This window comes from Paracoccaceae bacterium (genome assembly GCA_012103375.1).
In the GTDB taxonomy this organism is placed as follows: Bacteria; Pseudomonadota; Alphaproteobacteria; order Rhodobacterales; family Rhodobacteraceae; genus WLWX01.
On sequence record WLWX01000001.1, the window covers coordinates 3,862,643 to 3,877,749 of the forward strand.

At 61.6% G+C, this 15,107-nt stretch carries 15 protein-coding genes and 1 pseudogene; 9 read left to right on the forward strand and 7 right to left on the reverse strand.

The features are described from left to right. Positions 1-5: 5 nt before the first annotated feature. The 5 genes from GKR99_19695 to GKR99_19715 form a co-directional block, all read right to left on the reverse strand. Complete coding sequence (locus GKR99_19695) at positions 6-1,175, reverse strand: 1-deoxy-D-xylulose-5-phosphate reductoisomerase (protein NKB29654.1); 1,170 nt, start codon at positions 1,173-1,175, stop codon at positions 6-8. 12 nt (positions 1,176-1,187) lie between these two features. Next, complete coding sequence (locus GKR99_19700; GenBank protein ID NKB29655.1) at positions 1,188-1,976, reverse strand: phosphatidate cytidylyltransferase; 789 nt, start codon at positions 1,974-1,976, stop codon at positions 1,188-1,190. Continuing rightward, positions 1,973-2,698 (reverse strand): di-trans,poly-cis-decaprenylcistransferase, encoded by a 726-nt coding sequence (gene uppS, locus GKR99_19705; protein NKB29656.1) that lies wholly within the window; start codon positions 2,696-2,698, stop codon positions 1,973-1,975. Before uppS ends, GKR99_19700 begins: the two co-directional genes overlap by 4 nt. Positions 2,699-2,755: 57 nt before the next feature. After that, positions 2,756-3,319, reverse strand: coding sequence for a ribosome recycling factor (locus tag GKR99_19710; protein NKB29657.1), 564 nt, complete (start codon positions 3,317-3,319; stop codon positions 2,756-2,758). Positions 3,320-3,409: 90 nt separating this feature from the next. Continuing rightward, complete coding sequence (locus GKR99_19715) at positions 3,410-4,159, reverse strand: UMP kinase (GenBank protein NKB29658.1); 750 nt, start codon at positions 4,157-4,159, stop codon at positions 3,410-3,412. Here GKR99_19715 and miaA point away from each other — a divergent pair. The 9 genes and pseudogenes from miaA to GKR99_19760 all read left to right on the forward strand — a co-directional run bounded on the left by miaA (position 4,158) and on the right by GKR99_19760 (position 13,263). Continuing rightward, positions 4,158-5,114 (forward strand): tRNA (adenosine(37)-N6)-dimethylallyltransferase MiaA, encoded by a 957-nt coding sequence (gene miaA / locus GKR99_19720; GenBank protein ID NKB29659.1) that lies wholly within the window; start codon positions 4,158-4,160, stop codon positions 5,112-5,114. The two genes, GKR99_19715 and miaA, sit on opposite strands and share 2 nt — an antisense overlap. Positions 5,115-5,254: 140 nt before the next feature. After that, positions 5,255-6,061 (forward strand): helix-turn-helix domain-containing protein, encoded by an 807-nt coding sequence (locus GKR99_19725; protein ID NKB29660.1) that lies wholly within the window; start codon positions 5,255-5,257, stop codon positions 6,059-6,061. Positions 6,062-6,451: 390 nt separating this feature from the next. Next, positions 6,452-8,122 (forward strand): diguanylate cyclase, encoded by a 1,671-nt coding sequence (locus GKR99_19730; protein NKB29661.1) that lies wholly within the window; start codon positions 6,452-6,454, stop codon positions 8,120-8,122. A gap of 122 nt (positions 8,123-8,244) precedes the next feature. Next, complete coding sequence (locus GKR99_19735) at positions 8,245-9,381, forward strand: ABC transporter permease subunit (GenBank protein ID NKB29662.1); 1,137 nt, start codon at positions 8,245-8,247, stop codon at positions 9,379-9,381. Positions 9,382-9,392: 11 nt separating this feature from the next. Then, positions 9,393-10,838 carry an ABC transporter permease subunit gene (locus tag GKR99_19740; GenBank protein ID NKB29663.1) on the forward strand — a complete coding sequence of 482 codons (1,446 nt, stop codon included), beginning with the start codon at positions 9,393-9,395 and terminating at the stop codon, positions 10,836-10,838. Continuing rightward, positions 10,839-12,343, forward strand: a pseudogene (locus GKR99_19745) (ATP-binding cassette domain-containing protein). Then, the gene (locus GKR99_19750; protein ID NKB29664.1) at positions 12,334-12,714 is read left to right on the forward strand and encodes an SgcJ/EcaC family oxidoreductase; all 381 of its coding nucleotides are present in this window, start codon (positions 12,334-12,336) and stop codon (positions 12,712-12,714) included. Before GKR99_19745 ends, GKR99_19750 begins: the two are co-directional and overlap by 10 nt. A 72-nt stretch (positions 12,715-12,786) precedes the next feature. After that, complete coding sequence (locus GKR99_19755; protein NKB29665.1) at positions 12,787-13,125, forward strand: antibiotic biosynthesis monooxygenase; 339 nt, start codon at positions 12,787-12,789, stop codon at positions 13,123-13,125. After that, entirely contained in the window at positions 13,126-13,263 is a 138-nt protein-coding gene (locus tag GKR99_19760; GenBank protein NKB29666.1) for a hypothetical protein, read from the forward strand. Positions 13,264-13,741: 478 nt separating this feature from the next. On the opposite strand, the gene GKR99_19765 is transcribed toward GKR99_19760, so the two are convergent. Continuing rightward, positions 13,742-14,263 carry a hypothetical protein gene (locus GKR99_19765; GenBank protein NKB29667.1) on the reverse strand — a complete coding sequence of 174 codons (522 nt, stop codon included), beginning with the start codon at positions 14,261-14,263 and terminating at the stop codon, positions 13,742-13,744. Between the two features lie 173 nt (positions 14,264-14,436). Continuing rightward, complete coding sequence (locus GKR99_19770) at positions 14,437-15,033, reverse strand: transglycosylase SLT domain-containing protein (protein ID NKB29668.1); 597 nt, start codon at positions 15,031-15,033, stop codon at positions 14,437-14,439. Positions 15,034-15,107 lie beyond the last annotated feature (74 nt).

The window sequence follows — 15,107 nt, forward strand, 5'->3', positions numbered from 1 at the left end:
ACCCCTTACCGCTCTGATGCGCCGATCAGGCGCTGTGCCTCTTGTCGGGCACGTTGATCTAACATCAAGACATCCTCAAGGCCAAGCGGTGACACCGCCCCGCCAACCTTGTGCAAATTTTCGAGAACCTGTTCTACGACACCTGCCATATCGACAAACCCGATCCGCCCGCTGATGAACCCGTCCAGCGCCTGTTCCTTGGCCGCGTTGAACACCGCCCCTGCCCCGCCGCCTGCTGCCATAACCTCGCGCGCCAATCGCAGCGCAGGCCAGCGCGCTTCGTCGGCTGCCCGGAAACTCAGCGATCCGATGGCGGCCAGATCCAGCCGTTCGACGGGCACGGCACGCCGGTCTGGCCAATGCAGCGCATGCCCGATGGCGTGGCGCATGTCCGGCGGGCCAACATGGGCCATCAGCGCCCCATCGGAAAATCCGACCAGCGCATGGACCAGCGATTCCGGGTGCACCAGCACTTCGATCCGGCCCGGATCAATGCCAAAGAATTCCCGCGTTTCGATCACTTCTAGCGCCTTGTTGAACATGCTGGCGCTGTCGATTGTGATCCGCTGTCCCATATCCCAATTCGGATGGGTCGAGGCATCGGCCACAGTGGCCTCTGCCAAACGCTCGACCGGCCAATCGCGAAACGCCCCGCCCGACGCGGTGATGATTACCCGCTCGATCGAGGCGGGTTCTTCACCGCGCAGCGCCTGGAACACGGCAGAGTGTTCGCTGTCGACCGGCAGGATCGTGGCACCATGTTCGCGCGCCGCCGCTATCACCAGCGGCCCGGCGGCAACCAGCGTTTCCTTGTTGGCCAGCGCCAGCGTCGCGCCTTGCTCCAACACTCGCAGGCCCGGCTCCAACCCGGCTGCGCCAACAATTGCCGACATTGCCCAATCGACCGGACGGGTTGCAGATTCGACAATCGCCGCGCGGCCTGCGGCAACCTCTACCCCGGCCCCGCCCAGTGCATCGCGCAATTCGCCCAGCAGAACTGCATCGGCAATCACGGCCAGTTCCGGGCGAAACTCGCGCGCCAGTTCGGCCAGCGCGGCGACATTGCGCCCGCCCGTCAAGGCCACGATGTGATAGGCGTCGCGATCCCGGCGGATCAGGTCCAGCGTGCTGGCCCCAACCGAACCGGTCGCCCCAAAAACCGAGATTCGTCGCATGCCGATTTGGCCTTACCCGGCCATCAGCGGGGCGAAATCCGAAACCGCCGATGCGACAATGACGAAAAGCGACGCCCCGAGGACACCATCGAAACGGTCAAACACGCCCCCGTGTCCCGGCAACAGGTTCGAACTGTCCTTGACGCCCATCCGTCGTTTCACAGCACTTTCCGCGATGTCCCCAAACTGACTGGCAACCGAGGTCAGAAGACCTGCCACCAGTACAAATGGGCCCCAACCGGCCCAGAACATGTAGAATGCGCCAATGGCCATTGCCCCCACCCAGCCGCCAATCGTGCCAGACCAGGTCTTGTTGGGGCTGACCGCCGGCCAGAATTTCGGGCCGCCAACCGTGCGTCCGACGAAATATCCCATGACATCGGTCGCAATCACCACCAGCGCCAGCCAGACCAGGAACTGCAGCCCCAATTCGGTTCGGATTTCAAGCAATCCGTAGCCCGAGATCATGATCAAAACCGCAAAGATTGCGAACAACACCTGATTGGCGCGCAGCCGTAGCAGCCCCGCCAGTGACGGCACCGCCAGAAGCGCAAGCGAATATGGCGGCGACACAAACGCCGCGATCAGCAGGATCAAGGCCGCAAGCGCCGCAAGCGGCACCGCGTTCGAGCTGCTTTCGACCATCGACACCAATTCCCAGATCAAAACGGCGCAGATCAGTGCCACCAGTCCGACGAACAGCCATCCACCCATCCACATCACCGCAAAGGTGACGCCTGCCACGATAACGCCGACCCCGATGCGCTTGGGCAGATCCGACCAATTTGCCCCGGCACTCACGACACGACGGCCCCGAACCTGCGCTCTCGTTGCTGATACGCCGCGATAAGCTTTGCAAATTCGGCAGCGGTAAAATCCGGCCAGAGTGTGTCAATGAATTCGTATTCCGAATAGGCGGACTGCCAGAGCAGGAAATTTGAAATCCGGGCTTCGCCCGACGTGCGGATCACCAGATCCGGGTCTGGCAAAACATAGGTGTCAAGGAACCGCGCCAGCGTTTCGGCGTCCACGGCCTCGGCATCGATCCGGCCCGCCGCAACCTCGCGCGCAAGGCGTTTTGTGGCGCGCGCCACCTCGTCCCGGCCACCATAATTCAACGCCACGGTCAGATGCACCAGATCATTGTCAGCGGTCAGCAGCTCAAGCTCATCCATCAGGCGAACCAGCTTTTCATCCAGCTTCATGCGATCACCGATAAAGCGCACGCGAATGCCACGTTCGAACAACGTGCGCGCTTCACGCTCGATATAGCGGCGAAACAGGCTCATCAGGCCGGAAACCTCGGCCTGGGTGCGTTTCCAGTTCTCGGTCGAGAAGGCAAAAATGGTCAGATATTTCACGCCAAGTTCGGGACAGGCGGCGACGATTTCGCGCACACGGCGCGCACCGGCCTGATGGCCAAACAGCCGCGGGCGACCGCGCTTTTGCGCCCAGCGACCGTTGCCGTCCATGATCACAGCCACGTGGCCGGGGCCTTTGGGCACCGCGGTGTCCATGTTCATTGTCCCTTCCTGGCTGCACGCGGTTCGCACCCCGCGCAGATCAACCCGCAGCCCTGCTCAGACCTGCATGATCTCTTCTTGTTTTTGCTCCAGCGCTGCGTCGATCGCGGCAATGGCCTTGTCGGTCATGTCCTGAACCTCGTCCGCCCAGATCTTGTGATCGTCCTCGCCCATGCCGTCGTTCTTCGCCTTCTTCAGCTGATCCATGCCGTCGCGCCGGACGTTGCGGATCGCGATGCGCGCGTTTTCGGCGTAGGTGCCTGCGACCTTGGAAAGATCGCGCCGACGTTCTTCGTTCAGCTCTGGGATCGGCAGTCGGATGGTTGTGCCATCGACCACCGGATTGATTCCCAAACCGCTGTCACGAATGGCTTTTTCGACTTTGCCAATCAGGCTTTTATCCCAGACATTCACTGTCACCATGCGCGGTTCGGGCACGTTGATCGTGCCGACCTGATTGATCGGTGTTGGCGTGTCATAGGCATCGACCACCACCGAATCCACCATCGAGGCAGAGGCGCGCCCGGTGCGCAGCGACGAAAATTCAGACCTGAGCGCGGTCATCGCGCCGTCCATGCGCCGGTTCAGATCGTCGGTATCAAGTTCGAAATCTTCACTCATTGTCGTAACGTCAACCCTAGATGTTGTGGTTCTTCTTAGCGCTTCAAGCACCCGTTTGTACAGGTGTGATGCTCGGCACGGCGGCCCGGTTCAGCCGCCCACAGTCGTGGATGTCCCCTCGCCCGCAAGAATGCCGCGGAACCCGCCGGGTTCATCCAGCGAAAACACGATGATCGGCAGGTTGTTGTCGCGCGCCAAAGCAATCGCACTGGCGTCCATCACGCCCAGGCGTTTGGCCAGAACGTCGTCATAGCTGATGCGCTCGTACCGTTTGGCGTCATCGTGTTTTTCGGGATCCTTGTCATAGACACCGTCAACCTTCGTACCTTTGAAGATCGCCTGGCACGACATTTCCGAGGCCCGCAGCGTCGCCGCCGTGTCGGTCGTGAAATAAGGGTTCCCGGTGCCCGCCGCAAAGATGCAGACGCGCTTTTTCTCAAGATGGCGCACGGCGCGGCGGCGGATATAGGGTTCCGCGACCTCGTCCATGCGGATGGCGCTGATGACGCGGGTGTGGATTTCCAGCTCTTCCAGGGCCGATTGCATCGCCAGAGCATTCATCACCGTGGCCAGCATGCCCATGTAATCCGCTGTCGTCCGCTCCATCCCCTGCGCGCTGCCTTGCAGCCCGCGAAAGATATTGCCGCCGCCGATTACCATGCAGATCTCGACGCCCATGTCGTGGACGGATTTAACCTCCTGCGCGATGCGTGCGACTGTCGGCGGATGCAGGCCATAACCTTGGTCGCCCATCAGCGCCTCGCCCGAGATTTTCAGCAGCACGCGTTCGTAAGTGGCTGATCCGGCAGGTGTTTGGGTCTGATTTGCAACGTCATTCATGTGTCAGCGCCCCAGCCCGGTTGTCATTGCCGCGCAAACTGTCGCAAATCGCAGTCAGGTTCAATCGGGAACACAGGATTTGAAGCAGCTAATCGCCAGTCTGGATGCCGAACGCCCGGTGCTGATCGCCGGACCTACCGCCAGCGGGAAATCCGCGCTGGCGATGGCGGTGGCCGAACAGGGCGGCGTGATCATTAATGCCGACGCATTGCAGGTGTTTTCGGGCTGGCGGGTGCTGACCGCGCGCCCGTCTGCAGCGGATGAGGCCGCATTTCCCCACGCCCTCTACGGGCATGTGTCGAACAAGGTGCATTATCATTATAGTGTCGGCCATTGGCTGCGCGATATCGCGCCCCTGCTGGGCGGCGCGCGCCCCATCATCGTTGGCGGCACCGGGCTGAACTTCACCGCCCTGACCGAGGGTCTGGCCGAGATTCCGGAGACCCCTGCCGATGTCCGCGCCCGCGCCGATGCAGCCGATCCGGCCCAGTTGTTGGCCGCATTGGATGCCGCCACCGCCGCGCGCATCGACACGGCCAACCCGGCCCGAATTCGCCGTGCATGGGAAGTGTTGGAAACCACCGGGCGTGGCCTGACCGATTGGCAGGCAGCAACGCCGCCCCCCTTGCTGCCACTTCAACAGGTGCAGCCGATCGTGCTGAACGCCGCGCCAGAATGGTTGACCCCACGGATCGAGCAACGCTTTGACATCATGCTGAAATCCGGCGCCCTTGAAGAAGTGCGCGCACAGCTTCCGACCTGGGTCCCGAACCGGCCTTCGTCCCGCGCCATCGGCGCGGCAGAGCTGGTCGCCTACCTCAACGGGCAAATGACACTGGACGCGGCGCGCGAACGCGCAGTGATTCTCAGCCGGCAATACGCCAAGCGGCAACGCACCTGGTTTCGCGCCCGGATGTCGGGCTGGAAACAACTGGACGCTGAGTCGACAGCCTGAATCCGCCAACGGCTGAGACCCAAGCGCAACACTTTTCACTCAGATGTCACAGTTCAACACGAAACCGCTGGGAATGCGCACACCCCGTCCCTAGCCTGCAAGGCACTGCTAATGACTGCCGAATCTGCTGCCTGGAATACATGACACCGACAACCGGACCCTCAACGCCGTTCCGCATTGTCCCGATTGCTCTGCTTGCGCAGGGTGGGCGGTGGCGGGTCGAAGCCATGCGTGGATACTCGGCGCCCGTTCTGTTGTGGTTCACGCGCGGCAAGGGTCGGATCACGGTCGCCGGACAGACGCGCGGCTATGGCCCGCATAATCTGGTCTATATCCCGCCCAAGGTGATGCACGGCTTTGATATGGTCGGACAGGTCTATGGCACCGCGCTGTTCCTGCCGCGCGACATGCCGAACGTCGACCTTCCCGATGCGCCGCTGCACCTGCGTCTGCTTGATGCGGGATTGCAGGCCGAAGTAAACGCCCAGATCGACAATATGCAGCGCGAATTGGACGCTGGACGCGCCGGATCCGAACGCGCACTCGAACATCTGACGGGCCTGTTCTCGGTCTGGTTGCAGCGGCAGCTGGAAGAGGGCAACGCGCGCGACGAACGCTCTGGCACCAGCGCGGATCGCCTGGCGGCGGCTTATACCAACCTGATCGAGGAACATTTCCGCACCGATCAGGGTGTTGCCGAATACGCCGCAATGCTGAACGTAACGCCGACCCATCTGACGCGCGCCTGCAACGTCGCCTGTGGCCGCCCGGCGCTGCAACTGCTTCAGGATCGCCGCCACTATGAAGCGCGCCGCCTGCTGTCGGAAACACGTTTGCCGATCAAGGAAGTGGCCTCCGCACTTGGGTTTTCATCAGCCGCCTATTTCAGCCGTGCCTTCCAGGCCCAGACAGGCCGCACCCCGTCATCGTTCCGCAAGAACCCCTGACGCGCTGTCAGCTGCGGCTGACACTGATCACCTCGCTTATCGAACATCTTCGGGTCTGAGCGCTTTTCGTGATACCGGAAACCTCTGGCACGGCACAAAGCACGCCACAGATCCACAATCCCCCTTCCGAGACTTAATTTCGTGTTGACGGCAACTCACCCGGCAAAATATCTGCCAAGGAAATGCCGTACCAGCGCATCGTCTGATGCCGTTGTTTTGACTTTGAAATGCCGTCGCACCCGTTGACGTCATGCCGCTGAAAATGCGGGAATGGCGTTGCACTGCATGACCAGGATGACACGGGGGTCACCCGGTTGGCGGCGCGCCCCATGTCGAAGCTTGCGCAGCGCGGATAAGCGAGACCACAGTCTGACAGGGAGGACCCGACGCATGAACCAAAGGTCAATCAACGCACAGCCGGTTCACGCGGCGGTCCAGATGTATGCAAGCGAAGCCCGGGACGGAACGCTCAGCCGGCGCGAATTTCTGACCCGCGCCACCGCGCTGGGTGTTAGTGCCCCGGTCGCCTACGGGCTTATCGGGCTCAAGGCGACGGTTCAGGCCGCCACACACGCAAAAACAGGCGGAACACTGCGCATCGAAACCCTTGTGAAACCGCAGCGGGACCCACGCTCGGCCGATTGGAGCGAGGTCGGCAACCAGATGCGCGGCACGTTGGATTATCTGGTTGAATATAACGGCGACGGGACCTTCCGCGGCATGCTGCTGACCGGATGGGACGCGAATGAGGATGCAACCGAATACAGGCTGCATGTCCGCGAGGGTGTCAAATGGCACAACGGCGACGATTTCACCGCCGAAGATGTCGCGCGAAACATCACCGGCTGGGCCGATAGCACGATCGCAACAAACTCGATGGCCAGTCGCCTGCCCGGTATCATTGACCAGACGACCGGCAAGGCCCGCGACGGGGCGGTGACGGTGATCGACAGCCACACGGTCCAGGTCTCGTTCTCGGCGCCCAATATCGCGCTGATCGCAGATATGTCGGACTATCCCGCAGCTATGACGCATAAGGACTTTGACGCCGCATCGCCGCTGACCGAATGGGTGGGAACCGGCCCCTACAGGGTCGTTGAAATGGAAGTGGGCAGCAGGTGCATTCTTGAACGTGTGCCTGACCACATCTGGTGGGGGACCGAGGTTTACGGCGGCCCGTTCCTCGACCGTATCGAACTGCTTGACTATGGCACCGACCCGTCAAGCTGGGTTGCCGCCGCCAAGGCGGATGAGGTTGATCTGCTGTACGATTCCGTCGGTGATTTTGTCGACGTCATGGATGCGCTCGGCTGGGTCCGGACCGAGGCAGCGGTGACCGCCGCAACGATTGTCATGCGCGCCAACCAGAAGGCCCAGGTTGACGGCAAGACCCCTTACGGCGACGTGGCCGTGCGGCGCGCGCTTGCGCTGGCCGTTGATAACAAAATCTGCCTGGAGCTTGGCTATTCAGATCGCGGAATCGTCGCGGAAAACCATCACGTCTGCCCGATCCATCCCGCCTATACAGACATCGGCCTGCCGCAGGTCGATCCCGCTGCTGCCAAAGCGCAGATGGAAGCCGCCGGAATGGGCGGTTATGAGCATGAGTTGATCACGATAGATGACGATTGGCAGCGCAACACCGGGGATGCGATCGCGGCCCAGCTGCGCGATGCCGGTATCCCGGTCAAGCGAACCATCCTGCCCGGTTCGATCTTTTGGAGCGAGTGGACCAAATACCCGCTGAGCGCAACAGATTGGAACCACCGCCCGCTGGACGTTCAGATCCTGATGCTGGCCTATACCTCGGGCCAGGCCTGGAACGAGTCGGCCTTTGAAAACCCCGAATTCGATGCTTTGGTTGCCGAGGCAAACTCCATCGCTGACGCGGATACCCGGCGTGCGGTCATGGCTAAAATCGAACAGATCATGCGTGATGAGGGCGTCATCATTCAGCCCTATTGGCGCGCGCTCTATAATCACCACGTCGCGGGTTTGATCGGCGTCGAAAAGCACCCCTCGAACGAATTCCATTACTACAAGATGGCCAAAACGGCCTGATTGGCCTGCAATCTGATCGCCCGTGACGGCAGGCGCCCATTCGCCGGTCCGGTCCCGGCAAGCGATGGCCCGTCGTACCGGGGTCGGATAGGCTGTCGCCAGTGGAACTTCGGGGGCTAGGAATGGGGCGGTTCATCCTGCGACGGCTGGGGGTGATGATCCTGATGGTGATCTGCCTGACGGCATTCGTGTTTTGTCTGACCAACCTCAATCCAAACCTGGAAAAACTGGCCCGGTCCCATGGCGATCCGGGGATGGAGCCTCATCAGGTCGCAATCTGGCTTAGCGATCGTGGATATCGCGCACCGCTACACCCCGATGTGCTGGACGCCCTTGACAGCGATGACCTCAGCCAGGCCGAAAAAGACGCACTGCTCGACACCGGGATCAATGTGCGGCTGATCCGCAATTACGGCGAATGGCTTGGCCTGCTGCCGGGATTTCGTGGCCCTGTGGATGGCGGCAAAACGATCGGGCGCTGCATTGATGCCGGTGTGCACCCCGACGACGCCCCGGACTATTGCGGTGTTCTTCAGGGCAACTGGGGCTACAGCACTGTTTTTGAAGCAAAAGTTGGTGACGTTATGGCCGCGCGCCTGTGGCAGAGCGGCAAACTGCTGTTGTGGGCGCTGATCCTGATGGTTCCTGCGGCGCTGACGCTCGGTGTGTTAACTGGCCTTCGCCAAGGGTCCGGCCCGGATCGTTCGATGTCAGCGCTTTCCACCCTGTCTGCCGCAACGCCGGAATTTGTTTCCGGCGCGATCCTGATCACCCTGCTCACCGCCTCCACCCTGGGACTGCCGTGGTCCTGGTCCAGCGCGGCCAACATTGCCGAGGGCGCCGCCCTGCCCCGTGTCGCGCTGCCAGCCTTTTGCATCGCGTTCTTTGGTCTGGGCCGTTTCGCACAGATGACAAGGGCCAGCATGGCCGAGGTTATGGCGACCCAATACATCCGCACAGCGCGCCTTAAAGGCATCGGCTTTGGGACAATCGTCTTCAAACACGCGCTCAGAAACGCGCTGATCGCACCGATCACGTCGATTATGCAGTACTTTCCCTGGCTGCTGAGCGGTGTGGTAATCGTCGAGACCTTGTTCGATTACAGGGGCCTCGGCTGGACGCTGGTGCAGGCGGCCCGTAGCAATGACATTGAGTTGCTGCTGGGCTGTGCAACCGTGGCGGTGATGGTGGTTCTGATCGCGCGCCTGATATCCGACGTCGGGGCCATGATCGCGAACCCTCGCATCCGGCTGGCGTAATGGGGGGCGTCGTGGAACACCTCAGCTGGACTGGCGCATTGGGCTTCCTGAACTGGCCGTTTCTGGCACTCGCTTTGGCAACGCTTGCTGCACACATTCTGCGCGCGGTGATGTCGATATTTGCCACAGACGTGGCCACGCCTGCCGACCAGCATGGGACCTTCAGCACCGGACGCGGTTTTACGGTACATGTCGGAACCGCCGCAAAATGGACGTTTCGCGCGCTGATCGCGCTGACCCTGATCTTCATCGTCGGCGGAGCTGTTCTGAACCTGAATGCCGGGATCATCGGCGGGGTGTCGCGCCGTTTGCTGCCGGTCTGGATCGCGCTGGTGGTGCTTTTTGCAGCCTCGATCCGCTGGAAGGGCCGATTGGGCCTTTATGGCACTCTGTTCACCTCAAACGGCGGAATGATCGGCCTTGCACTGGTGATGTTCTGGGCCTTTACCGGCATCTTCGTTGCCATGGGCATGATCGCCACCCACAACCCGCTGGCGCAGATGTCGGCCATGATCCCAGTACCCCCCGGCAGCCCAGTGGGCACTCCGCTGGCCGATGGCATCTATCCCCACCACCTGCTTGGCGCAGATGCCATGGCGCGCGATGTCTTTTTGCGCATGGTCACCGGCGCGCTTGAGGTATTGCGGATCGCCCCCCTCGCCCCCCTCGTTGCCTTTACCGTCGGTATCACGCTGGGCCTGCCCGCCGGATACCTCGGCGGAAGGGTCGATACAGTCCTGACTTTCGTCTCAAACCTTTTTCTGGCGTTTCCGGCGATCCTGCTGTTCTTCCTTCTGGTCACGCCCGAGGTCGCGGCGACCGGCATCCCCAATTATCTGGCAATGGTGCTGTTCGCCTTTCCGATCTTCTTGCTGACAGCGCTGTTCAACACGCGGCTACGCACACAACCGCACAGGCGCAGCGTGGTCGTCGGTGTGATCCTGCTGATCGGCATCTGGGCCTGTCTGTCGCTGATTTCACAGCCCGGCACAGCGATCCGCATTCTGCCATCTGCCGTTGACCCGCTCGACATCCCCGGTCACCCGCTGCTGATCTTCGCCTCAATCGTCATCGTCATCGCGCCCGCCGTGTTCGGCCATATGCGCGGGCTGGCACAGTGCACCGCGCCCCGTGCTTTCGTGACCGCAGCCCGGATGCGCGGCGAAACCCGCTGGTACATCGTGCTGTGGGAGGTTTTGCCAAATGCCCGCGGCCCGCTGATCGCCGATTTCTTCGCGCGCACCGGCCATGCCACGATCCTGCTTGGCGCCCTTGGCGTGCTTGGTCTGGGCCTTGGCCCGGACAGCCCCGACTGGGGAACGTCCATCGGCGAGGGGTACAAATCGCTTGGCGAATTTCCCCACCTCGCGCTGCCACCGGCCCTGGCATTGTTGAGCTTCGTTCTCGGCCTCAACCTGATTGCCGAAGCGCTGCGCCAGGAAGCCCGGCCAGAATGAATGCCCGCGCGCGCGCTGGATGCTGTGGCGGATGTGAACTTGCCCGACCCGGAAGGCATCCTGAACGCCTATCCGGATCAGCTGGATTTGGGGCAACAACTGCGCGTCGCGATTGCCATGGCGCTGATGTCCAGGCCCGGCCTGCTGATCCTCGACGACCCGACAGCCACGCTCGACGCGACGGTCGCAGCCGGGGTGATCGACCTGGTGAAGGCCCGTGCCCAGAAATCCGGCACCGCGATCCTGTTCATTTCGCGCAACCCTGATCTGGTGCGGGAAACCTGTGACCGGATCTGCGTGATGCGCGCAGGCGAAACGGCCGGTACAGGCCAGACCGGCGACATTGCCGGGCGGGCGCAGCAGGCCCAAACGCAGGCGCAGTTTCGCCCCACCGCGCGACCGGTACGCGGCAGGTCAGCGCGCCTCTCCACAGATCAGACTATCCAATCATCCCCCCGGGCAATGTCATCCTGAAGGTGGAAACCCTCAGCGCCGACCAGAAGGCCACGGAAAATGCCGGGTCTGGCACCAAAAGAAGAAGCGTAAGGGCCATTGAGGCGCTGAGCTTTGAACTCCGCGCCTCAGAAACCCTGGCCATCGTGGGGGAATCGGGCAGCGGCGCATCCGCCCTTGCCCGCGTCCTGACGGGGCTAGAGGCGGCGACCGACGGGCAAATTCTGCTGGATGATCTGAACATCGAGAACACCCCGATCGCAAAGCGCAACGTCCAGACGGTCAGCGCGATCCAGATGATATTTCAAAACCCGTTCGACACGCTGAACCCGTCGATACCCGTTGGCCGACAGATCATCCGTGCGCTAGAGGTCCTTGGCCATGGCAACAGCTGCGCAGACCGCCGCCATCGGATGCTGGAGCTGCTGAACCGCGTCAACCTGCCCGATACGGTTGCCGGCCTGCTGCCGGACCAGTTGAACGCCGCGCAGGCACAGCGCGTCAGCATCGCGCGCGCAATCTCGGGCGGGGCGCGGATTCTGGTGGCGGAAGAACCGGTTGCGGCGCTCGACCCCGCAAATCAGACCGCCATCATCGACCTGCTGATCGAGATTCTACGGGCCGAAAAGCTGGCGCTGCTGTTCATAAGTCAGGATCTGTCGTGCGTTCGGCAGTTTTCTGACCAGGTGATGGTTCTGTACCTTGGCCACATGGTCGAATCCGGCAGCACCGATCAGATTTTTGCACCCCCCTACCACCCCTATATCGAGGCGCTGCTAAGCGCGGTGCCAGCCGCCGATCCGCACGTCAAAAAACGCCGGATCCTGCTGGACGGCAGCGCGCCTTCGGCAATAAATCTACCCACCGGCTGCCCGTTCCAGACCCGCTGCCGCTGAAAGGATCAGGTTCCGGGCCGGTTGTGTGAAAAAGAGGTCCCGCCGCAGAAAACTCTGGACATAGGCCATCAGATCAAGTGCCATCTGACCGACGCGCAACTGGCGCGAATGGAACCGGTTTTTCACACAGGCGGCAGAGTGGACCAATGGACATAGACGACCTGACGGCGCGATACACGGCGGCCTGGAACTCCGGTGATCCGGCGCAGGTCGCGTCGTTCTTCGCCCCGGGTGGCAGTATTGTGATCAACGTCGATGGCATCAGCACCGGCCGCGATGAAATTGCCGAGATGGCAAAGGGCTTCCACACCGCCGTGCCTGACCTTGAATTGACCCGCGACGGCTTTCGCAGTGCAGGCGCGCATGTGTTGTCTATGTGGACGTTCACCGGCCATGACGCGGACACCGGCAACCGGTTGAGCGTTTCCGGCTGGGAAGAATGGGATCTGAACGATGCCGGTCAGGTGCAGGCTTCACGCGGGTGGTTCGATGCGCAGGACTACGCGCGTCAGGTTGCTGGCGACTAGGCCGGCGACCGGGCCAGCACCTGGGCCAACGCCACTTGCACGCCGGGCAACCTGTGCCTAGCCTTGCGCACTATGGATGGCTTCGCCCCCCTGCCCGATCCGCCGTACTGGGCGGTGATTTTCACCAACCAGCGTCACGAGGATGACGCCGGTTACGCGGCCATGGCCGAAGCGATGGACGCGCTGGCGGCAAAGCAACCGGGTTATATCGGCATCGAATCGGTTCGCGCGGCTGACGGGACAGGCATCACAGTCAGTTACTGGAAGTCCGAGGATGACCTGCTTGCCTGGAAGAAGGTTGCCGAACACGAAGGCGCGCAGCGTCTGGGGCGCGAACGCTGGTACAAACACTATCGTTTGCGCGTGGCCAAGGTGGAACGCAGCTATTCAGGACCCGAAGGGAGGGGCTGAGTGTGTCGGCTTTTGGCCGATTGTGTTGAAAAACTCCGAAATCAGAGCGTCGCGGATTTCTTGCGAAAACCTATGAAGCGAAATAGTCGGAAAGCTTTGACCACGAGACAGCGCATGGCTGCGCGTGAGCGCATGTAGGCGATTTGGGCCGACCCCCGCGCCAAAAATTTAGGATCGGGCTGCATGGAAAGAAAAATCATCGTTCAGGCCCTAAAACGGAGTTTTTCAACACAATCGGCCTGGAGGGGGCGTTGGCGATCACTCGCCAAGCCGGGCGAACGCCTGACCGGGGGTAGGCGATGCAACAGTGATGTGTGGCAATTAATGGTTCTGCGTTAACTCCAATCTACGAAGGATTCGCGACCCATCGAAATCGCTTGCCCGTCACGCCAGAGGCGTGCCAATGAATCATGGCGCACCTTTGGTGCGACGGACGGTCAGGCGATCGCCCGGCGCCCTCGCTGGCTTGATTCCGGGCGTAGAAGCGCCTCGCCATTGTCCGTTCCAGGCCAACACACCCAATCAGCAATATCCCATGCGAAAGCGCGGCCCGAGGGCCGCGCCACGCTATGCGTTGCCTGGGGAAAGACGCCCTCCCCCGGGAAACCCAAACTGACTACATTTTCAGATCAAACGTGATCTCACCACCGAAACCTTCGAGTTTCGTGGTCTTCATCGTGCCCTCATCATGGCCGATATCAAAGCGCGGCAACTGCCCCGCAGCCATCATGACGCCCGTCAGATCAAACACCGCCGAGACGTAGTTATCCGGCACTTCGGTCGGTGCCACCATCGAGATGACGCGCACGCTGGTCGCATCGGTCATGATATCAAAGGTCACCGATTTGCCCGGCGCCAGCAGCACACCCGGAGGGCCGTCCATGCCGTGGCCGACCATTGCGTCCGCGCCAATCCGTTCGGCCAGCATCTTCGGATCACCGGTCAGAATCTGATCCTCAGCTTCCTTGGTGACATAGTGGCCGTCAAAAATATGCGCGTCGTTGGCGGCATTGGTGATCAGGATGGGGGCCAGCAGCTCGGTCTCCATCGTGTTGGTCACGGTGACCGAATAAGTCTCAGCGGCAACTGCACTGGCCGAAACGGCGATGGCAGCGGTGGCTAGAAGTGTCTTAAGCATCGGAACTGTCCTTCCTTCAGGTTTCTGGTGCAGCCGGAATAGGCCAGAAACCCGACGACAGGCAAAACACGACTGCTCACCAAAGCGCGTGAATTATTACTGCAATAACAGTAACTTGCAGGTGATCTTGTTCACGGCGCGGTGAAGAACTTCACACCACGGTGAGTGGCGCGTCAGCTGCCCCAGATGATGCGGACGTAATTCTTCGTCTCTTTATAGGGCGGCACGCCGCCGTATTTCGCCACTGCCTCGGGCCCGGCGTTATAGGCCGCCAGCGCCAGCCGCCAGGTGCCAAAGCGGTTGTACATCTTGCGCAGATAGCGTGCGCCGCCGTCCAGGTTCTGGGTCGGTTGATGCGGATCCACCCCCAGCCGCTGCGCCGTCCCGGGCATTAGCTGCGCCAGCCCCAGCGCCCCCTTGGGCGACACCGCTCCGGGGTTCCAGCCGCTTTCCTGCTGCACCAGGCGCAGAAACAGATCGACCGGCACACCGTGCTTGCGCGCCGCCGCCTGCGCTGTTGATAGATACTTTCCGCGATACTTGCCGCTGAACCGGGGAACCGCTGCTGCCTTGGGAACAACCGTCTCTGCCGGTTTCAGCCGTACCGAAGACCGATATTGCGTCGATGCGCGCGAATCGAGGATGCTCAGCTGGTTCTTCAGCAATACGGGCCGAGACTTGGACGAAACCACCCCATTCGACGTTTGCGCCACCGCCAGAGCGGTGAAAACCAGCAGAAATCCAACACTCAGGCTGGCCCGCAAAATCATCAGATATCCCCCGATACAGTGTTGGGCGCGATGTTACCCACAGGATATGCCAAGGCCAAGCCCATCAGCGGGCC